The 19,965-nt window shown below is 64.5% G+C and carries 20 protein-coding genes and 1 pseudogene; 12 read left to right on the top strand and 9 right to left on the bottom strand.

What is annotated here, in order from left to right:
• Positions 1–152: 152 nt before the first annotated feature.
• Positions 153–923, bottom strand: coding sequence for an IclR family transcriptional regulator domain-containing protein (locus NKJ58_RS06020; RefSeq protein WP_352852865.1), 771 nt, complete (start codon positions 921–923; stop codon positions 153–155).
• 116 nt (positions 924–1,039) lie between these two features.
• Between NKJ58_RS06020 and NKJ58_RS06015 the strand changes: the two genes are divergently transcribed.
• The 3 genes from NKJ58_RS06015 to pcaF are packed head-to-tail and all read left to right on the top strand — an operon-like array spanning position 1,040 to position 3,889.
• Positions 1,040–1,897 (top strand): CoA transferase subunit A, encoded by an 858-nt coding sequence (locus NKJ58_RS06015; protein WP_023685266.1) that lies wholly within the window; start codon positions 1,040–1,042, stop codon positions 1,895–1,897.
• A complete protein-coding gene (locus tag NKJ58_RS06010) occupies positions 1,894–2,682 on the top strand; it encodes a CoA-transferase subunit beta (RefSeq protein WP_352518741.1) in 789 nt (262 codons plus the stop codon). The genes NKJ58_RS06015 and NKJ58_RS06010 overlap by 4 nt, the downstream gene beginning before the upstream one ends.
• A 1-nt stretch (position 2,683) precedes the next feature.
• Positions 2,684–3,889, top strand: coding sequence for a 3-oxoadipyl-CoA thiolase (gene pcaF, locus NKJ58_RS06005; RefSeq protein WP_352518742.1), 1,206 nt, complete (start codon positions 2,684–2,686; stop codon positions 3,887–3,889).
• Positions 3,890–3,902: 13 nt separating this feature from the next.
• Here the strand turns inward: pcaF and pobA are convergent, their stop codons facing one another.
• From pobA to pcaD, 6 genes are read right to left on the bottom strand one after another with little or no spacing between them, the layout of a single operon-like run.
• Positions 3,903–5,075 (bottom strand): 4-hydroxybenzoate 3-monooxygenase, encoded by a 1,173-nt coding sequence (gene pobA, locus NKJ58_RS06000; RefSeq protein ID WP_023685269.1) that lies wholly within the window; start codon positions 5,073–5,075, stop codon positions 3,903–3,905.
• Positions 5,075–6,127 (bottom strand): 3-carboxy-cis,cis-muconate cycloisomerase, encoded by a 1,053-nt coding sequence (locus NKJ58_RS05995; protein ID WP_352518743.1) that lies wholly within the window; start codon positions 6,125–6,127, stop codon positions 5,075–5,077. Before NKJ58_RS05995 ends, pobA begins: the two co-directional genes overlap by 1 nt.
• A 16-nt stretch (positions 6,128–6,143) precedes the next feature.
• Positions 6,144–6,758: a protocatechuate 3,4-dioxygenase subunit alpha gene (gene pcaG, locus NKJ58_RS05990; protein WP_352852864.1), complete on the bottom strand. Its 615-nt coding sequence runs from the start codon at positions 6,756–6,758 to the stop codon at positions 6,144–6,146.
• Positions 6,758–7,513: a protocatechuate 3,4-dioxygenase subunit beta gene (gene pcaH, locus NKJ58_RS05985; RefSeq protein WP_023687923.1), complete on the bottom strand. Its 756-nt coding sequence runs from the start codon at positions 7,511–7,513 to the stop codon at positions 6,758–6,760. The genes pcaG and pcaH overlap by 1 nt, the downstream gene beginning before the upstream one ends.
• Positions 7,503–7,916: a 4-carboxymuconolactone decarboxylase gene (gene pcaC, locus NKJ58_RS05980; protein WP_023668153.1), complete on the bottom strand. Its 414-nt coding sequence runs from the start codon at positions 7,914–7,916 to the stop codon at positions 7,503–7,505. The genes pcaH and pcaC overlap by 11 nt, the downstream gene beginning before the upstream one ends.
• Positions 7,909–8,718: a 3-oxoadipate enol-lactonase gene (pcaD, locus tag NKJ58_RS05975; RefSeq protein ID WP_352518745.1), complete on the bottom strand. Its 810-nt coding sequence runs from the start codon at positions 8,716–8,718 to the stop codon at positions 7,909–7,911. The genes pcaC and pcaD overlap by 8 nt, the downstream gene beginning before the upstream one ends.
• A 92-nt stretch (positions 8,719–8,810) precedes the next feature.
• Between pcaD and pcaQ the strand changes: the two genes are divergently transcribed.
• The 9 genes and pseudogenes from pcaQ to NKJ58_RS05930 all read left to right on the top strand — a co-directional run bounded on the left by pcaQ (position 8,811) and on the right by NKJ58_RS05930 (position 18,360).
• Positions 8,811–9,728, top strand: coding sequence for a pca operon transcription factor PcaQ (gene pcaQ, locus NKJ58_RS05970; RefSeq protein WP_023685275.1), 918 nt, complete (start codon positions 8,811–8,813; stop codon positions 9,726–9,728).
• Positions 9,729–10,004: 276 nt separating this feature from the next.
• Positions 10,005–11,303 (top strand): ABC transporter substrate-binding protein, encoded by a 1,299-nt coding sequence (locus tag NKJ58_RS05965; protein WP_023815843.1) that lies wholly within the window; start codon positions 10,005–10,007, stop codon positions 11,301–11,303.
• A gap of 89 nt (positions 11,304–11,392) precedes the next feature.
• Positions 11,393–12,067: an ABC transporter ATP-binding protein gene (locus tag NKJ58_RS05960; protein WP_502902275.1), complete on the top strand. Its 675-nt coding sequence runs from the start codon at positions 11,393–11,395 to the stop codon at positions 12,065–12,067.
• Positions 12,064–12,792, top strand: a complete 729-nt coding sequence (locus NKJ58_RS05955; RefSeq protein WP_023736026.1) for an ABC transporter ATP-binding protein — start codon at positions 12,064–12,066, stop codon at positions 12,790–12,792. The genes NKJ58_RS05960 and NKJ58_RS05955 overlap by 4 nt, the downstream gene beginning before the upstream one ends.
• Entirely contained in the window at positions 12,789–13,685 is an 897-nt protein-coding gene (locus tag NKJ58_RS05950; RefSeq protein ID WP_352852863.1) for a branched-chain amino acid ABC transporter permease, read from the top strand. Before NKJ58_RS05955 ends, NKJ58_RS05950 begins: the two co-directional genes overlap by 4 nt.
• Positions 13,682–14,746 carry a branched-chain amino acid ABC transporter permease gene (locus NKJ58_RS05945; RefSeq protein ID WP_352518746.1) on the top strand — a complete coding sequence of 355 codons (1,065 nt, stop codon included), beginning with the start codon at positions 13,682–13,684 and terminating at the stop codon, positions 14,744–14,746. The genes NKJ58_RS05950 and NKJ58_RS05945 overlap by 4 nt, the downstream gene beginning before the upstream one ends.
• A 2-nt stretch (positions 14,747–14,748) precedes the next feature.
• Complete coding sequence (locus NKJ58_RS05940; RefSeq protein WP_352518791.1) at positions 14,749–15,534, top strand: coniferyl-alcohol dehydrogenase; 786 nt, start codon at positions 14,749–14,751, stop codon at positions 15,532–15,534.
• Positions 15,535–15,628: 94 nt separating this feature from the next.
• Positions 15,629–17,075: pseudogene (locus tag NKJ58_RS05935) on the top strand (aldehyde dehydrogenase).
• Positions 17,076–17,328: 253 nt separating this feature from the next.
• Complete coding sequence (locus NKJ58_RS05930; RefSeq protein ID WP_352518747.1) at positions 17,329–18,360, top strand: hydroxyacid dehydrogenase; 1,032 nt, start codon at positions 17,329–17,331, stop codon at positions 18,358–18,360.
• Positions 18,361–18,520: 160 nt separating this feature from the next.
• Here the strand turns inward: NKJ58_RS05930 and msuE are convergent, their stop codons facing one another.
• Complete coding sequence (gene msuE, locus NKJ58_RS05925; protein ID WP_352518748.1) at positions 18,521–19,081, bottom strand: FMN reductase; 561 nt, start codon at positions 19,079–19,081, stop codon at positions 18,521–18,523.
• Positions 19,082–19,206: 125 nt separating this feature from the next.
• Entirely contained in the window at positions 19,207–19,863 is a 657-nt protein-coding gene (locus tag NKJ58_RS05920; protein ID WP_023739494.1) for a glutathione S-transferase family protein, read from the bottom strand.
• Positions 19,864–19,965 lie beyond the last annotated feature (102 nt).

The following is a 19,965-nucleotide window of genomic DNA, read 5'->3' as shown; positions in this document are numbered from 1 at the left end:
GCGGCGTCAACGATATATTTGGATTCACGCATATGCGTTGTGCTCAGGTGCCCCGGGCATCGTTTGTTCGCATGGCGACGCTAACCGCGCAGGGCGTCGCGTCTCCGAGACAGAGCGGGGGCAGCGCTTCCCTCAGGCGATTAGCCTTGCGCTCACACGAAGAAAAATTCCTCAATCCGTTGCTTGGCCGTCCGCAGCGCTGGCAGGATATCCCGCTCCATCGCCTCGACGGAGAACCGCGCCGACTGCGTCGAGACGTTGATCGCCGCCACGGTCTTGCCGGCGCGGTCATAGATCGGCACCGCTATCGAGCGCAGGCCAAGTTCCAGCTCTTCATCGACGACGGCAAAGCCATCCGCCCTCGCCGCGTCGATGGCCTTGGCCAGCGCGGCGCGGCTGGTGATCGTCTTCGGCGTGCGCCGTTCGATCCTCGCCTCTGCAAGCAAGGCCTTCAGCTCATCCGCGCCCAGCCCCGCAAGCAGGGCGCGCCCCATCGAGGTGCAATGCGCCGGCAGCCTGGTGCCGACATCGAGCGAAACGCTGAGGATGCGGCGGCCAGGAATGCGCGCGACATAGACGACTTCCTCGCCCGACAGCACCGCCGCGTTACAGGCCTCGTCGAACTGGGCGGCCACGTCGCGCATGATGGGTGCGGCGAATGTCCACAGCGAGGCGCCGCCGAGCCAGGAGCGCACGATGGTGAGCAGGCGCGGCGATAGCGAAAACTGCCGGCCGGATTGCGTGGCATAGCCGGTCGCGGTTAGCGTCAGCAGGAAGCGACGCGCGCCGGCGCGGGTCAGCCCCGCCTCCTCCGCCATTTCGGTCAGCGTCATCCCGGCCGGATGCCGGGCCAGTATCTCCATGACTGCAAGGCCGCGCTCCAGCGAGCCGACATGGTCGCGTGTCGTTGCCTCGTCCTCCATGCGGCCTCCGCAAGACAATGCGCCGCCTTGACTCGTCTCGGCGGCGCGATGTAAAAATATCTCATACAAAACAAATGTTCGCAATACGAACTTTTTGAACTTCGGAGTTCTTGGCGATGGTCAATTTCCTGCCGCTCAAACAGGCCGTGGCTGAGAACCTGCATGATGGCGATACGGTCGCCTTCGAAGGCTTCACGCATCTGATCCCGACGGCGGCGGCGCATGAGGCCATCCGCCAGGGCTTTCGCGACCTGACGCTCATCCGCATGACCCCCGACCTGATCTACGACCAGATGATCGGCATGGGCATGGCCAAGAAGATCATCTTCTCCTATGTCGGCAATCCCGGCGTCGGCCTGCTGCGCCGCGCCCGCGACGCCATCGAGAACGGCTTCCCCCGGTCGATCGAGATCGAGGAGCACAGCCATGCCGGCATGGCCAACGCCTACGAGGCGGGAGCTGCCGGCCTGCCTTGCGCGGTGTTCCGCGGCTATCGCGGCGCCGGGCTGGCGGCAGTCAATCCCAACATCCGCTCGGTCACCTGCCCGTTCACCGGCGAGGTGCTTGCCGCCGTTCCTTCCATCCGACCGGACGTGACCTTCATCCACGCTCAGAAGGCCGACAAAAAAGGCAATGTGCTGGTCGAAGGCATTATCGGCATCCAGAAGGAAGCGGTGCTCGCGGCCAAGCGCGCCGTGGTGACGGTAGAGGAAGTCGTCGACAATTTCGACGACCTGCATCCCAACCTCACCGTGCTGCCGCGCTGGACCATCGCTGCGATCTCGGTGGTATCAGGCGGTTCGCATCCCTCCTACACGCACGGCTACTATGCCAGGGACAACGCCGCCTATCTCGAATGGGACGACATCGCCGCCGACCGTGAAAAATTCCAGACCTGGATGCAGGCCAATGTCCTTGAGCGCACGGCGGACGATTTCGCCGGCCGCGTAAAGCATCTGAGGAGCGCGGCATGAGCGGCTTTACTCCCAATGAGATGATGACGATTGCCGCCAGCCGAGCCCTGAAAAACGACGATGTCTGCTTCGTCGGCATTGGCGCGCCGTCGGCCGCCTGCAACGTCGCGCGACTGACGCATGCGCCCGACATCACGCTGATCTATGAAAGCGGCACCATCGGCACCGCGCCCGATGTTTTGCCGCTGTCGATCGGTGACGGCGAACTTTGCGACACCGCCGTCACGACCGTCTCGGTGCCGGAGATGTTTCGCTACTGGCTGCAGGGCGGTCGCATTTCGATCGGTTTCCTCGGTGCCGCCCAGCTCGACAAGTTCGGCAACATCAACACCACCATCATCGGCGACTATGCGTATCCCAAGACCCGCCTGCCCGGCGGCGGCGGCGCGCCGGAGATCGCCACCTCGTCGAAGGAGATCTACATCACCATGGCGCAGTCCAAGCGCGGCATGGTCGAGAAGATCGACTTCTTCACCTCCTTCGGCCATGGCAATGGCGGCGACCATCGCCAGCGCCTCGGCATCGAGACCGCTGGACCGACGCTGCTGATCACCGACCTCGCCATCTGGAAGCCCGACCCGATGAGCAAGGAATTCACCGTGGTGTCGCTGCATCCCGGCGTGACGCGGCAGCAGGTGCAGGACAGCTGCGGCTGGATCGTAAAGTTCGCCGAGGCGCTTGACGAAACGCCGGCGCCGACGGAACTCGAGCTGACGACATTGCGTGACCTGCAGGCCCGCACCAAGGCGGCGCATGAGGGAAGCGGAAAAGAAAAGGCCGCATGACATGACCGAGGCATTCATCTGCGATTACATCCGCACCCCGATCGGCCGTTTCGGCGGCTCGCTGTCGTCGGTGCGGGCCGACGATCTTGGCGCCATCCCGCTGAAGGCGCTGGTCGAGCGCAATGCCGGCATCGACTGGCAGGCTGTCGACGACGTCGTCTATGGCTGCGCCAATCAGGCCGGCGAGGACAACCGCAATGTAGCCCGCATGTCGCTGCTCCTGGCCGGACTGCCGAAGGAAATTTCAGGCTCGACCGTCAATCGCCTCTGCGGGTCCGGCATGGACGCGCTCACCATTGCCGCCCGCGCCATCAAGGCGGGCGAAGCCGAGTTGATGATCGCCGGCGGCGTCGAATCGATGAGCCGCGCGCCCTTCGTCATGCCCAAGGCCGAGACCGCCTTTTCACGCCATGCCGAGATCCATGACACCACCATCGGCTGGCGTTTCATCAACCCGCTGATGAAGAAACAATATGGCGTCGATTCCATGCCGGAGACCGGCGAGAACGTCGCCGAGGATTTTTCAGTGTCGCGCGCCGACCAGGACGCCTTTGCCGTGCGCAGCCAGGACAAGGCCGTCGCGGCACAGGCCAATGGCCGGCTGGCGAAGGAGATTACCCCGGTGACGGTCCCGCAGAAAAAGGGCGATGCGACTATCGTATCGAAGGATGAGCATCCCCGCGCCGGCACCACGGTCGAGTCGCTGGCCAAATTGCCGACGCCGTTCCGGCAAGACGGCACGGTCACCGCCGGCAACGCATCGGGCGTCAACGATGGCGCGGCGGCGCTGATCATCGCCTCCGAAGCGGCTGTGAAAAGACACGGCCTGACGCCGATCGCCCGCATCCTCGGCGGCGCTGCCGCCGGCGTGGCGCCGCGCATCATGGGCATCGGCCCTGCTCCGGCGACACAAAAGCTCTGCGCTCGCCTCGGCCTGACACCGCACCAATTCGATGTCATCGAACTCAACGAAGCCTTCGCCTCCCAAGGCATCGCCGTGCTCCGCCAACTCGGCATCGCCGAGGATGCGGAGCACGTCAACCCCAATGGCGGCGCCATCGCGCTTGGTCATCCCTTGGGCATGTCGGGCGCGCGCATTGCAGGCACGGCTGCGCTGGAGCTTCGCGAGCGCGGCGCCCGCTATGCGCTCGCCACCATGTGCATCGGCGTCGGCCAGGGCATCGCAGTGGCGCTCGAACGGGTTTGAGATCGCACTGCCCTTAATAGGGCAAACCGACATAGTTCTCCGCCAGCGCGGTCGACGCCGCCTGCGAATGCACGAGATAGTCGAGCTCGGCTTCCTGGATGCGCTGGCCGAACTCGCCCGTATCGGGAAAGCGGTGCAGCATCGTCGTCATCCACCAGGAGAAGCGCACCGCCTTCCACACCCGAGCCAGCGCTTTGGCTGAATAGGCGTCAAGCCCGGCCTGCGATTTGTCCAGATAGAATTCGCGAAGTCCGGCAAAGAGATAGCGCACGTCGCTGGCAGCGAGGTTGAGCCCTTTGGCGCCGGTCGGGGGCACGATATGGGCGGCGTCGCCGACCAGGAACAGCCGGCCGAAGCGCATCGGCTCGGCAACGAAGGAGCGCAGCGGCGCGATCGACTTTTCGAAGGACGGCCCGGTAACAACGGCGGCGGCAGTCTGCTCGGGCAGGCGACGGCGCAACTCATCCCAGAAGCGGTCGTCGCTCCAGGCCTCGACGCTCTCATCAACCGGAACCTGCACATAGTAGCGGCTGCGATGTGTCGAGCGCATCGAGCACAGCGCAAAGCCCCGCTCATGGTTGGCGTAGACCAGTTCGTGATCGGCCGGCGGCACTTCGGCCAGCACGCCGAGCCAGCCGAAGGGATAGGTCCGCTCGAAGGTTTTCAGCGCCCGCTCAGGCACCGATTTGCGGCTGACGCCGTGATAGCCATCGCAGCCGGCGATGAAGTCGCAGTCGATGCGATGGCCGACGCCGTCCTTGCTATAGGTGACGTAAGGCGCTTCGCCATCGAAACCATGCAGCGCGACGTTGGCCGCCTCATAGACGGTGGTCAGCCCGGCCGCCTCGCGCTTGTCCATCAGATCGTGCGTCACTTCGGTCTGGCCATAGACGGTGACATGCTTTCCCCCAGTCAGTGCCGTGAGGTCGAGCCGGTGCAGGCCGCCGCCGAAGGCAAGCGAGATGCCGGCATGCAGCAGGCCCTCGGCATGCAGCCTTGCAGCTGCGCCCGCCTCTTCGAGCAACTCGACGGTGCCTTGTTCGAGCACCCCTGCCCGCACCCGGCCAAGCACATGCTCCCGGCTCGAACGTTCGAGGATCACCGTCTCGACGCCAATGGTGCCGAGAAGCTGGCCAAGCAGCAGCCCGGACGGTCCGGAGCCGACAATGACAATCCGGGTGCGCATCAGTGTCCCAGGCTTTCGATCTGTCCGGCGAGTTCGGCGGCGAGCCGTAGCGCAGCCGCGGTCGCAACCGCCATCTGCGGCAAGAGCAGCCATTCCAGCGTCCAGGCAGCACCGGAGCGCTCCTGCTCATGCACCAGCGCCTGATGCATGCCGGAAAGCTGGGTGGCGTTGAAGCGCGCCAGCGTCACCAGCACTTCCGCCTTCACCGGGTTCTGCTTGTGCGGCATGGCCGACGAGCCGCCGCCGCCGGACAGCTTGATGTCGGTTCCACCTTGCGCCATCAACGCAACGTCCTGGCCGAATTTGCCGAGGCTGCCGGTGACAAGCGATAGCAGCCCGGCGAATTCGGCCAGCGCATCGCGCTGGCTGTGCCATTGCGGCGCATCGCCAAGGCCGAGTTTTGCGGCAAGGGCTGCGCGCACCGCAGGCCCCTTGTCGCCGAGCTTCTCCAGCGTGCCGGCAGCGCCGCCAAACTGCACCACGAGCAGACGCTTGGATTGCTCCGACAGTCTCTGCTGATGCCGTTGCAGCGGCGTGCGCCACACCGCCACGCGGTCCGACGCCTGAATTGGGATCGCCGGCTGCATGCGCGTCATCGCTGTCAATGCACGGCTGCCAAAACGTTCTTCCAGCCCCACCAGCCGCAGAATGTTTTCAGTCAGCAGCAGGTCGAGATGTTCAATGAGCCGGCGCAGCCGAAGCACCAGGCCAGTGTCGATGACGTCCTGGCTGGTTGCGCCGAAATGCACGCCGGCGTCGTGCGGCGCCCCGACCGCTGCCTTCAACTGGCGCACCAGTTCGGGCACGATCACGCCATCCTTCGCCACACCGGCCCGCAGCCGCTCGGTGTCCGGCTTGTATGACAACAGGACAGGTACAATCGCCGCGGCGGCATCCGTGCCGATAGTCCCGCTTTCGGCTTCCGCTTGCGCCAGCGCGCGCTCGAAATCGAGCATGGCGGCGATTTCCGCATCCACCGAAAAATGCCGAGCCGCCTCCTCGTCGCCGAGCAGGCCGGAAAGCAGCGGATGGTCGAAGGGCGATACGGTCATGTGCTGGTTTCCTCCGTCAGCTGTCGAAGAAGACCGTTTCCTTCTCCCCCTGGAGATGGACGTCGAAAATATAGTTGTCGCCTTGCCGCTCGGCGATCAGCGTCGGCACGCGCACCTTGTGCTCGATGCGGGCCAGGATCGGATCCTCGGCATTGGCCTTGGCCTCGTCGGAGAAATAGAGCCGCGTGTGGAGGCCGATATTGATGCCGCGGGCGACGATCCACAGGCTGATATGCGGCGCCATCAGCCGGCCGTCGCCATACGGCACGCGTCCCGGCTTGATCGTCTGAAAACTGCACAGGCCGGTTTCCATGTCGGTCGGCTGACGGCCCCAGCCCTGAAAATCCGGATCGGCATCGCCGCGCAATTCGGCCGGCAAATTGTAGAAGCCATTGGCATCCGCTTGCCAGATTTCGATCAAGGCATCCCTGAGCGGCGTGCCGGTGCCGTCGAGCACGCGAATGCGCAAACCAACGCGGTCGCCCTTGGCGTTGTCGTTGAGCATCGTGGCGCCCAGGTCTGTCGGGTAGACGCCGCCGATACCACCGAAATTCGGCGTCAGCCCGATATGCACGTAGGGCCCCGCGGTCTGCGACGGGCTCTCCTTCAGCCGGGTCAGCGATTGCGCCATCAATTGCCCTCCGGCCGGTTTTCGAACAGCGCGGCACGGCGTCCGCGCAGCACGATGTCGAACTTGTAGGCGCGCGCGTCGAAGGGGATTGTCGCCTGCATATCGAGCGCGGCGACCAGCGTCTCGATCGCCGCCTTGTCGCGGATGCCGCGCACGATCGGGCATCGCCAGATCAGCGGGTCGCCCTCGAAATACATCTGCGTGATCAGCCGCTGTGCGAAGCCGTGGCCGAACACCGAGAAATGGATGTGCGATGGCCGCCAGTCATTGGGCCCGTTCGGCCAGGGATAGGGACCTGGCTTCACCGTGCGAAAGGCATAGCCGCCGTCGGCATCGGTGATGGTGCGGCCGCAGCCGCCGAAATTCGGATCGAGCGGCGCCAGATAGCCGTCCTTCTTGTGGCGGTAGCGGCCGCCCGCATTGGCCTGCCAGAATTCGAGCAGCGCGCCGGAGACGCCCTGGCCGCGCTCGTCGAGCACGCGGCCATAGACGATGATACGCTCGCCGATGGCGCTCTCGCCGGACTTTGCAAAATTGTGGATCAGGTCATTGTCGAGTTCGCCCAGCACGGCGTGGCCGAACACCGGACCGGTGATCTCCGACGCCGTGTTGTCGAAGGCCAGCAGCGCCTTCTGCGGCGAGCGCAGCACCGAAGTCTTGTAGTCGGGCGTCAGCGCCGGCGGGTGCCAGCCGCGGTCGCGCTGGAAGAAGGCGCCGGTCTCGGGCCTGCGGTTCGAGCCGGCATCAGCTGGCATGGCCAGCCCTGCTTCCGTCCATTTCCGAAAACACCTCCTTGGCGATCCTGAAGGCGCGGTTGGCCGCCGGCACGCCGGCATAGATCGCGACATGCAGGAACGCTTCGCAGATATCGTCGCGCGACGCACCGGTGTTGGCGGTGGCGCGCACATGCATGGCGACCTCTTCATCATGGCCAAGGGCGGCCAGCAGTGCCAGAGTCACGATCGAGCGTTCGCGCCTGCTGAAGCCCGGACGCGCCCACACAGTGCCCCATGCTGCCTCGGTGATCAGCTCCTGGAACGGCCGGTCGAAATCGGTGACGGCATCCTCGCTGCGATCGACATGAGGGTCGCCGAGCACCGAGCGCCTGACGGTCAGCCCGGTTCGGTATCTGGTTTCGTTTTTGGGCAGTTCATCCATGGGTCTGCTTTCTCAGGGGAAGCGCCGCGACGAAATCGCGGATCAGGGTGGTCAGCGCCTCGGGCTGTTCGACGCAAGGGATGTGCGCGGCGTCACGAATGATTTCGAAATGTGCGCCTGGGATCAGATCGGCCAGCCAGCGGACGAGATCCGGCGGCGTCGAGCCGTCCTGGTCGCCAACGACGCAAAGCGTGGGCACCGCGATCGCCTGCGCGGCCTCGGTGAAATCCGCGTCACGCACCGCGGCGCAGGTGCCGACATAACCGGCGACGGCTTGCCGGGTCATCATGTTCCAGTAGCCGTCGAGCTCGGCGACACGGTCCGCGTGGAAGGCAGGCGTAAACCACATTTTGAGCACGGCATCGGCGATGGCCTGGATGCCTTTGCTTTCGACCGTTTCGATGCGGGTGTTCCAGCTGTCGGCCGTGCCGATCTTGTGGGCGGTGTCGCACAGGATGAGGCCGTCGACGATTTCGGGGCGCCGGGCATAAAACCCTTGCGCAATCAGGCCGCCCACCGACAGGCCGCACAGCACCGCATTGTTCAATTCGAAATGATCGATCAGGCCCGACAGATCATCGACATGCTCGTCGATCGAGCTGACGCCACCAATGTCGGACAGGCCATGGCCGCGCTTGTCGTAGACCAACGCAGGCATTTCGCCACCCAGTTCGGACAACACCTCGTCCCAGATGCGGAAGTCGGTGCCCAGCGAATTGATGAACACGATCGGCCGCGCATTTCCCTTCGCCTTGATATGGCGATGGTGCAGCGTGATGCCGCCAATGTTGACGAATTGCACGATTTCGATCCTCCGTGTTCACATTGCACAAGGCATTTGGTTTGGTAAAATGATATTTTCCGCCGTTTCATTAACTGCTAGGTTATGAGAACATGTCCGAAAGCCGCATAAGGTTCCGTCACCTGCAGGCATTCCTTGAGGTAGCGCGGCAAGGCAGCGTGGCGAGGGCGGCCGACTTTCTCCATGTCAGCCCACCGGCCGTGACCAAGACGTTGCGCGAATTGGAGGAGGCGCTTGGCATCGCTGTCGTCGAACGCGACGGCCGCGGCATCAGGGTGACACGGCTTGGCGAAATCTTTCTCGGCCATGCCGGCACGGCGATCACGGCACTGAAGCGCGGCGTCGATTCCGTCCGCCAGGACGGCGCCATCAACCGGCATCCGATCCGCATCGGCGCGCTCCCGACAGTGTCGGCCAAGGTGATGCCACGCGCCATAAGCCTGTTCCTGAGTGAAAATACCGGTGCTGCGATCAAGATCGTCACCGGCGAGAACGCGGTCCTGCTGGAACAGTTGCGCGTCGGTGCGCTCGATCTCGTCGTCGGCCGGCTTGCGGCGCCGGAAAACATGACCGGCTTCTTCTTCGAGCATCTCTATTCCGAACCGGTGCTGTTCGTGGTGAGGGCCGGCCATCCGCTGCTGCAGCCGGGCCAGGACATCTTCGCCCGGCTCGATGAATTCCCGGTGCTGATGCCGACGCGGGAGTCGGTCATCCGCCCCTTCGTCGACCGCCTGTTCATCACCAACGGCATGACGGCGCCTGCGACCGAGATCGAGACCGTCTCGGATTCCTTCGGCCGTGCCTTCCTGCGCCAAAGCAATGCGGTCTGGATCATATCGACAGGCGTCGTCGCCAACGAACTCTCCAGCGGCGCCTTCGTCGCCTTGCCCGTCAACACCGAGGAAACCAAAGGGCCGGTCGGCCTGACGATGCGGACCGACACTGCGCCTTCGCCGGCCTTCACCATCCTGCTGCAGACCATTCGCGAGGCGGCCAGCCAGAACGCCTGAGCACCTTTCGCCAATCTGGCGCAGAGCGGGCCTTCAGCCGTATTTCCATAACCTGTTGGTTAACGAAACACCGCAAAATATCATTTTACCAAACCAAACACCTAGGGCACTGTGACGATGGGAGGATCGAAATCGTGCCGTTATCGGCATTGGCGGCGTTCCGCTGCCGCCTCAAGGCCTGCCGGGGCGATCTCCGATCTTAAGAACGGGCGGCATCGATTTTGAGCAGGCCGGCGGTGACCTCCAGGTGCCGTCAGGAAAGGGAGGAATACCAGCATGACCTCAAGCAAATCCGGCGTCTCGCGGCGCCAGTTCATCGCCACATCGCTCGCCGGCGGCGCGGCACTTGCGCTCAGCCGCGGCCAGGCATTCGCGCAGGCCGCCGACACGCTGAAGGTCGGCTTTGTCAGCCCGCGCACCGGGCCGCTCGCCGGCTTCGGCCAGACCGACGGCTATGTGCTCGATCTCGCCCGCAAGGCGCTCGCCAACGGCCTCGACATCGGCGGCAAGAAATACAGTGTCGAGATCATCGACCAGGACACGCAATCCGACCCGTCGCGCGCCGGCCAGCTCGCCAAGGACCTCATCAACAACCAGGCCGTCGACCTGATGCTGGCGGTGTCGACGCCGGAGGTGATCAACCCGGTCGCCGACGCCTGCGAAGCCGCCGGCGTGCCTTGCCTCTCCACCGTCATGCCGTGGGAGGCCTGGTATTTCGGCCGCGGCGCCAAGCCCGGCGAACCCTCGCCGTTCAAATGGACCTATCATTTCGGCTTCGGCGTCGACGAGTTCTTCCGGACCTACATCTCGCAATGGAACCTGATCGAGACCAACAAGAAGGTCGGCGTCATGTATCCCAACGACGCAGACGGCAATGCCATCCGCACCCATCTGGCGCCGTTGCTGGCAAAGCAGGGTTTCACCATCGTCGATCCCGGCGCCTACGAGACCGGCACCACCGACTATTCCTCGCAGATCGCGCTGTTCAAGCAGGAAGGCGTCGAGATCTTCAACTCCTTCCCGATCCCGCCGGACTTCGCCGCCTTCTGGCGTCAGGCTGCACAGCAAGGCCTGATCAAGCAGATCAAGATCTGCCAGGTCGCCAAGACCGGATTGTTCCCGTCCGACATCGAGGCGCTGGGCGATCTCGGCAACAAGATTTCGAGCGCCGCTTACTGGCACAAGGCCTTTCCCTACAAGTCGCCGCTGACCGGCGTTTCGGGAATCGAACTGGCCGACGGTTATGAGGCCGCCAGCGGCAAGCAGTGGACGCAGCAGCTCGGCGCCTCGATGTCGCTGCTCGACGCCGGCTTCGAGGCGCTGAAGGCAAGCACCGACGCCAAGGACAAGGCGGCCGTCGCCAAGGCGCTGAGCGCGCTCAACACCGAGACCATGATCGGCAAGGTCGACTTCACCAGCGGCCCGGTCGCCAATGTCTCTCCCGGCCCGATCATCGGCACCCAATGGGTGGCGGCCAAGGAAGGCGGCAAATTCCCGCTCGACTACGTCGTGACCGAGAACGCCACCGACCCGAAGGTTCCGGTCGAGGCCAAGCTCCAGCCGTATAACGGCTGACGGACGGCTACGGGGATCGCATCGTGAACGGTTCAGCAAACGCCGCGATCCTCCGCGCTGCCGGCATCCAGAAACGCTTCGGCGCGCTGGTGGTGCTCGACGATGTCGACTTCGCCATGAATGCCGATGAGGCCGTCGGCATCGTCGGCCCGAACGGCGCCGGCAAGACGACGCTGCTCAGCATCTTATCAGGCGCCTTCCCGCCGAGCGCCGGCACGGTCGCCTTCAAGGGTGGCGATGTGACCGCGATGCCGGCTACAGCGCGCTGTCGTCTCGGCCTGGTGCGCACGCACCAGGTGCCCAAGCCGTTCGGCGGCATGACCACGTTCGAGAACGTTTTTGTTGCCGCGTCGCATGGCGCCGGTCTCGCCCGCGACGAGGCCTATGAAGAGGCGTTGGCGTCGCTGAAACTGTGCGGCATGCTGGGCGTGGCCAACCGGCGCGCCGAAACGCTCGGCCTGCTCGACCGCAAGCGGCTAGAACTTGCCCGCGCGCTCGCGGCAAGGCCGACGCTGCTTCTGCTCGACGAGATCGGCGGCGGCCTGACCGATGGCGAGGCGAGCGAACTTGTCGATACCATCAAGGAATTGCGTCGGCGCAAGATCGGCATCGTCTGGATCGAGCACATCGTCCACATCCTGCTGCAGGTGGCCGAGCGGCTGATCTGCATGGACGCCGGCAAGATCATCGCCGACGGCGAGCCGCAAGCGGTGATGGCCGACCCCGAAGTCGTGCGGGCCTATCTCGGCGGAGGCCCGAAATGAGCCTGCTCGCAATCGAGAATCTGGTCGTCCGCCACGGCCTGTTGCAGGCGGTGCGCGGCGTGAACTTCTCGATTGAGCGCGGCGAAACGCTGGCGCTGGTCGGCGCCAACGGCGCCGGCAAGACGACCCTGCTGCGGGCGATCGCCGGCGCGCACCAGCCGACGGCCGGCCGCGTGCTGCTGAATCGTGCCGATATCACCGGCGTTCCCTCGCACAAGCGCGTCGGCATGGGCGTCGCGCTGGTGCCGGAAGGGCGAAAACTGTTCGTGCAGATGACGGTCGAGGAGAACCTCCTGCTTGGCAAGACCGCCGGCCGTCCCGGCGACTGGAGCGTGGAACGAGTGCTCGACACGTTCCCCAATCTGAAGCCGCGCCGCCATGCCAAGACCGGGCATCTCTCCGGTGGCGAGCAGCAGGCCACCGCCATCGGCCGCGCTTTGATGAGCAATCCCGAACTGCTGCTGCTCGACGAGGTCTCGCTCGGCCTGTCGCCGCTGGTGGTCGATCGCGTATACGCTTCGCTGCAAGGCCTGATCAGCTCCGGCACGACGATCATCCTGGTCGAACAGGACCTCAATCGCGCGCTCTCGGTCTCGGACAAGGTCATCTGCATGCTCGAAGGACGCGTCGCGCTGGAAGGCCCGAGCAAGGGCATGTCCCGCGATGAAGTGACGAAAGCCTATTTCGGTCTGCACAGAAAAAGCGCCGGGAGTGTGCCGGCATGAGCAACCAGATCGTCCAGGGCATCCTGCTCGGCGGCTACTACGCGCTTATCGCCTGCGGCCTCTCCTTCATGTTTTCGGTGATGCGCATAATCAACCTCGCGCATGGCAGCCTGGCCGTGTTTTCCGCCTACGCGCTGTGGTGGCTCGCCTCGCAATTCCATATCTCGCCCTTCGTCGGCCTGCTCATCGTGCTGCCGCTGATGGCGGCCATCGGCTGGGCGCTGCAGCGCTTCCTGCTCGAGCGCAGCGCCCGCGGCGGCGCGCTGCTGCCGATCCTGACCACGTTCGGCCTCGCCATCGTCATCGACAATGCGCTGTTCGAGCAGTTCGGCGCCGATACCCGTTCGCTGGCGCCCTATATCGGCAGCCTCTCCTACGATTCCTGGGAATGGCCGGGCAGCATCTATGTCGGCAAGCTTGCCGTGATCATGTTCGCCGCCGCCGTCATATTGCTTGGCGGACTGCAGCTGTTCCTTACCAACACCAGGCTTGGCCGCTCGATCCGCGCCACGTCGGAAGATCCCGACACGGCCGGTCTCGTCGGCGTCGATGCGCGCCGCGCCAATGCCCTCGCCGCCGCCATCGCCATGGTCACCGTTGGGCTGGCCGGCTCCTTCCTCGCCATGCGCGCCACCTTCGATCCCTACACCGGCGCACCGCAATTGCTGTTCGCCTTCGAGGCGGCGGTGATCGGCGGCGCCGGTTCGCTGTGGGGCACGCTGGTCGGCGGCATCGTGCTGGCGCTCGCCCAGACGCTCGGCGCGCAGATCCATCCGCAAGGTTTTCTGATCGGCGGCCATGTCGCCTTCCTGATCGTGCTGTTCACCCGGCTCTCCACCTCCGGCCTCGGCCTGCGCGGCCTGCTGCGCCTGCCCGCGAGGAAAGCATCATGAGCGCGGTTTTAAACGCCCCCGTCATCGAGCGCGGCACCTCCGCCTCGCGCATCTCGGCGATTGCGGTTGTCGTCATCATCGCGCTGCTTGGCATCGCGCCGCACTTCCTGTCGGCCGGCGCCGTCGACCGCATGACCGCCTTGTTCATCTATGTGATGCTGGCGGCGATGTGGAACGCGCTGGCCGGCTTCGGCGGGCTGGTTTCGGTGGGACAGCAAGTGTTCTTCGGCCTCGGCGCCTATTTCACCATCCGCCTGGCCGATGCCGGCCTCAACCCGTTCGCTTCTCTGTTTGTCTCGGCGATCATCGTCGGCGCGATCTCCTGGCCAATGTCGCTGTTCATGCTGAAGCTGAAGAACGGCGAGTTCGCCATCGGCATGTGGGTGATCGCGGCGCTCACCCATCTCCTGGTCAATCTCGACCGGCTGGTGCAAGGCGAGACCGGGACGTCGCTGATCTCGCTCAACGTCTATGACGCCGGCGTCAGGCGGGCGACGATCTACTGGCTGGCGATGGCCGCGATGACGGCGCTGCTCGCCACCCTGTTTAGCCTGCTGCGTGGCAGCACGGGTGCGGCCATCCGCGCCATCAGGGACAATGAGGAGGCCGCGGCATCGGTCGGCGTGCGCGTCACCGGAACCAAGCGGCTGCTCTTCGTGCTCGCCGCCTTCGGCATCGGCATGGCCGGCGCGCTGTGGTTGGCCACGTCGATCACCTTCCAGCCGAAAACCTACTTCAACGTCCAGTGGACCGCCTACATGATCTTCATGGTGCTGGTCGGCGGCATCGGCACCTTCGAGGGCGCCATTCTGGGTGCGCTGCTGTTCTTCCTCATCGAGACCTGGTTCGGCGGCGCCGGCGTCTGGTATCTGATCGGCCTCGGCGCCACGGCGGTGCTGTTCTCGCTGTTCCTGCCGCGCGGCCTGTGGGGAACGCTGGAGGAGCGCTTTGGCCTGCGCCTGCTACCGGTCGGCTACCGCGTCAGGCTGCCGGCAAACGCCGGCGATAGTGACGCGGCGCCCTCGCCGCAACAGGCCGCAACCCATCCAGAAAAGGCGTGACCATGCTGTTCGGCAAGACCATCCTCATCACCGGTGTCGCCTCCGGTATCGGCGCCCGCACGGCGGAACTTGCCGGCCAACTGGGCGCTGACGTGATCGGCGTCGATATGCGTGAACCGGCAGCATCGGCCGGCAGTTTCGTCAAGGCTGACATCTCATCCAAGGCCGGCGTCAACGATCTCCTCGGGCGCCTGCCGCAGCGCATCGATGCGCTCTGCAATGTCGCCGGCCTCCCCGGCAACACCGGTGCGGTGTCGACACTGGCCGTCAACTTCTACGGCCTGCGCGCGCTCTCGGAAGGCCTCGCACCAACACTTCGTGAAGGCGGCGCCGTGGTCAACGTCGCCTCGATCGCCGGCCATGGCTGGCGCGCCAATCTCAACCGCGCGGCATCGATGGTCGGCATCGAAGGCTTTCCCGATGTGGCGGAGGTGGTCGCCGACCATCAGGTGAAGAACGAGGAAGGCTATTCCGTTTCCAAGGAACTGCTGCTGTTGTGGACGCAGCGCGCCGCACATCAGGATCTGTTCAGGAGCCGCGGCATCCGCGTCAATGCAGTGAGCCCCGGCCCGGTCGAGACGCCGATCCTCAAACAGTTCCGCAATGTGCTGGGCGACGCCCGCGTGGACAGCGACATCGCCAGGGTCGGGCGCGCCGGAACCTCGGGCGACATCGCGCCTGTCGTGCTGTTCCTGTGCTCGGACGGCGCACGCTGGGTCAACGGCGCCAATGTGCCGGTTGACGGTGGGCTTGAAGCATCGATCAATGCCGAGGTGCTCGGCTTCTAGACCATGATCCCGAAAAGTGGGAGCCGGTGTTCGGATCAGATCGTGGTCGATAATAGATAGAAAAGACGCTCCACGGCGAGCGAGGGAGAGAACAATGGACATCGGACTTCTGATCGACGGTGATAAAAGGGATGCCTCCGGCTCAGCCTCTTACGAGCGCATGGACCCGTTCACCGGCAAGCTGGCGACCCGCGCTGCCGCAGCCAGCATCGCCGACGCCAATGCCGCGGTCGAAGCCGCTGCTGCCGCTTTCAAGACGTGGTCGAAGACCGGTCCGGGCGAGCGCCGCGCTTTGCTGTCCAAGGCGGCCGATGTCATGGACTCCAAGGTCGGCGAGTTCACCAAATTGATGATGGAAGAAACCGGCGCCACCGGCCCTTGGGCCGGCTTCAACGTCATGCTCGCCGCCAAAATGCTGCGCGAGGCAGCCGCCATGACGACCCAGATTTCGGGCGAGGTCATCCCCTCCGACAAGCCCGGCACGCTCGCCATGGCGATCCGCCAGCCGGCCGGCGTCTGCCTCGGCATCGCGCCGTGGAATGCACCGGTCATCCTCGGAACCCGTGCCATCGCCATGCCGATCGCCTGCGGCAACACGGTTGTGCTGAAAGCCTCGGAAATGTGCCCAGGCACACACCGGCTGATCGGCCAGGTGCTGGTCGAGGCCGGCCTGCCCAAGGGGGTCATCAATGTCGTCACCAATGATCCCAAGGACGCAGCGACAATCGTCGAGGCACTGGTCGCGCACCCCGCCGTAAGGCGTGTCAACTTCACCGGCTCGACCAAGGTCGGCAGGATCATTGCCGAACTCGCCGGCCGTCACTTGAAGCCGGCGCTGCTCGAACTCGGCGGCAAGGCGCCGCTGGTCGTGCTCGACGATGCCGACATCGATGCGGCGGTCAATGCGGCGACCTTCGGCGCCTACATGCATCAGGGCCAGATCTGCATGTCGACCGAGCGTCTGGTCGTCGATGAAAAGGTCGCCGACGAATTCGTCGCCAAGCTCGCCGCCCGCGCCGCGCAGCTGCCGGCCGGCGACCCGCGCGGCCATGTCGTGCTCGGTTCGCTGATCAGCGACCAAGCCGCCGACAAGATGGAAGAACTGGTTGCCGACGCCGTCGCCAAGGGCGCCAGGCTTGTGGCCGGCGGCAAGCGCACCGGAACCGTGGTCGAGGCGACATTGCTCGACCACGTGACGCCAGCGATGCGCGTCTATTCGGAAGAATCCTTTCGGCCCGGTCAAGCCGGTGATCCGCGTCAAGGGCGAGGACGAAGCGGTATGTGTCGCCAACGATACCGAATACGGCCTGTCTTCAGCCGTGTTCAGCCGCGACATCCGCCGTGCCATGGCGGTTGCCGCGCGCATCGAAGCCGGTATCTGCCACATCAACGGCCCGACCGTCGGCGACGAGGCGCAAATGCCGTTCGGCGGCGTCAAGGGTTCAGGCTACGGCCGCTTCGGCGGCAAGGCCTCGATTGCCGAGTTCACCGACCTGCGCTGGCTGACCATCGAGGATCCGGGGCAGCACTATCCGTTTTGACTCCACCTTCTCTCACAGGGGAGAAGGAAAGGAGCCCTCAGGGCCGTTGCCTGGCGAGCCAACGGATTCCCGCATCAAAACCCGGCAAGGCTCGAGCCACGCGATCGGCGGCCCCTCCCGGAGTTGTAAATCGTTTAATCGTGGGTATTTTACCCCTCAAGCACATGCCGCCGGACGGCGGCAAGCGGTTTTGGGGACTACCACAAGTGCAAAGCAAAATACGCAATACGGATCGCGCCGGGGAGGAATCGTTATGCCAAACAAGGCCCTGCCGCTGGTCATCAGCGCGCCGGAACCACGCACGCTCGACCTGATCTTCACCCCACCGCAGCTGGCGCGCCTCAAGGCGCATTACCGCGTCGTCGAGACGACGGCCGAGGGCGTGGCGAACTTGCCCGCCGACGTGCTTGCCGAAGCCCGCTATATTATCGGCCAGCCGCCGATCTCGCCCGAGACCTTGGACCAGATGCAGGCGCTGCGTTGCGTCTTCAATGTCGAGACCAACCTCATCAACAACATGCCCTATGAGACGCTGTTTGCGCGCGGCATCCATGTCGTCACCACCGGCCTCGTCTTCGCCGAGCCGGTGGCCGAGCTTGGCCTCGCCATGGCGCTCAACCTTGCCCGAAATATTGTCGATGCCGACCTCGCTTTCCGCAAAGGCGAGGAGCTGTGGGGCGGCGATGGCAATTTGACGGCGCGGCTTCTGTCCGGCGCCGATGTCGGCATCATCGGCTTCGGCGATCTCGGCCGTGCGCTCAACCGACTGCTGTCGGGTTTTCGCACCCGCACCAAGGTCTTCGACCCTTGGCTGCCGCCATCGATCCTGATCGACAATGGCGTCCAACCGGCCTCGCTCGACGAGGTGCTGTCGACCAGTGACTTCGTCTTCGTCGTCGCTTCGGTGACCTCGGAGAACCAGGGTTTTCTCGGCACCGATGCTTTTGCCGGCATGCGCAAGGGCGCCGCCTTCATCCTGCTCAGCCGCGCCGGCGTCGTCGATTTTCCGGCCTTGATGGCGGCGGTGAAGAGTGGTCACATCCTTGCCGCCAGCGATGTCTTCCCCGAAGAGCCGCTGGCGGCGGACCATCCGGTCCGTGCGATCCCCGGCTTCCTGCGCTCCGCCCACCGCGCCGGTGCGCTTGACATCGCCTTCAAGCGCATGGGCGACATGGTTCTGGAAGACATGGACCTGATCGACCGCGGCCTGCCGCCGCTGCGCTCGAAGCGCGCCGAGCGCGAGACCGTGTCAAGGATGCGTTCGAAGCCGGCGGACAGGAACTAGTTATCGCGATAAATCCGTCTGAAATGGATTTCGGAGTTGGCCAAGCCGCGTTGTCATCGTCGCTCAGGATGACCGCAAGCGCGGGAACCTTTGCACGGCGATACCCCGCCAAGCCTGGCCGGCGGGGTATTGATTTGCGGATGAGGTAAAAATCTGCGTGCTATCCGGCCGCGACGCCGGCAGCTGAGCGATTGGCCAGCACCAGCCCGACCTCGCCGACGACCTGCTCGACGCGCTTCAGGATGGGTTCTGCCCGCAGCACGCCATCGGAAAAATCCTTGTCCGTGGCATAGACCCCTGTCGGCAGCGTCAGCGCCTCGAAGAACCCGAACAGCGGCCGCAACTGGTGCTCGACGATCAACGCGTGGCGATCGTTACCGCCGGTGGCAAGCAGCACCACCGGCTTACCGCGCAAGGAAGCGGGATCGAACAGATCGAAGAAGTGCTTGAACAGGCCGGTGTAGCTGCCCTTGTAGGTCGGTGACCCCACCACCAGCACATCGGCATTGACGACGCTGTCGAAGACTGCCCGGGACTGGCCGTCGAGATCGCGCGCCCATTTGGCAGCGCCGAGCGACGGGCCGAGGTCTTCGATGTCATAGGTGCTCGCCGACAGGCCATGCTGGCGCGCAATATCCCTGACAACCTGGTCGACAAAACCACGCGTCTTGGACGGCCTGGTGAAATTGCCGGAAAACCCGACGACGGTTGGATTGGGCATGTTTCTCTCACCTCTCGCGGCGGGGTTTCATACCGCATATTTACAGGCTTGCGCCTGCCGCAAGAAGCAAATGACTGACCTTGCAGCACCATAGTGAGGAATTTTTTTCCGTTTGCCCGCTCGTCTCAGGCCGCGAGAAGCGGGCCATAGGATTCCAGGTAGAAGCCGGGCGACCTGGCGCAGGTCCGCACCGCCTCCCTGGCGGCAACCGTTTCCTGCCACCGCAGCAGGCGCTCGCATTCGGTCGGCATGACGAAGCCCAGATATTTCTCAAGCACGCACAGCTGTTCGAACCAGGGATAGAAGGCGATGTCGGCGGCGCTGAATTCCGAGCCCAGCAAAAACCGTTCGTCCGCCCCTCGCAGGGCGAAGGCATGCTGTTCCACAAAGCGCAGATCGTCGGCAAGCTGGGCCTTGATCCGCTTATGAACCATAGCGTCGGAAGTGTGCATCATGGTTGCCGTCCGGGCGTAAAGCTGCGTGTCGGCGAAGCTGATCCAGATGCGCGCCTCAGCGCGGGCCTGAGCATCCCTGGGGAAAATCGGCCGTTCGGGGAATGCATCATCGAGATATTCGCAGATGATCGACGACTCCCTGACATATTGCCCCTGATGGCGCAGCAGCGGCACCTTTCCCGTCGGCGTGAGTTTCAGGAACCACGCCGGCTTGTTGCGCAGATCGATTTCGATTTCCGTCGCCTGCAGGCCTTTCTCGGCAAGGGCGAGCCTGACACGGTGCGCATAGGGACAAAGCTGCGCGACAAAAAGCTCGATTGGCGGCATGAATAACTCCTGAGTTTCGTTATCGCCGACAAGCGGCCTGTCGGGCATAGCTAGGTCCAGTAAGGCCGGCGCGCTATTCGACAGCGTCTGGATTGATATATC

It is taken from the genome of Mesorhizobium sp. M0139, from assembly GCF_040322455.1.
Taxonomy (GTDB): domain Bacteria; phylum Pseudomonadota; class Alphaproteobacteria; order Rhizobiales; family Rhizobiaceae; genus Mesorhizobium.
The sequence above is the reverse complement of the archived record's forward strand: the minus strand, read 5'-3'. Positions and strand labels throughout refer to the sequence as shown.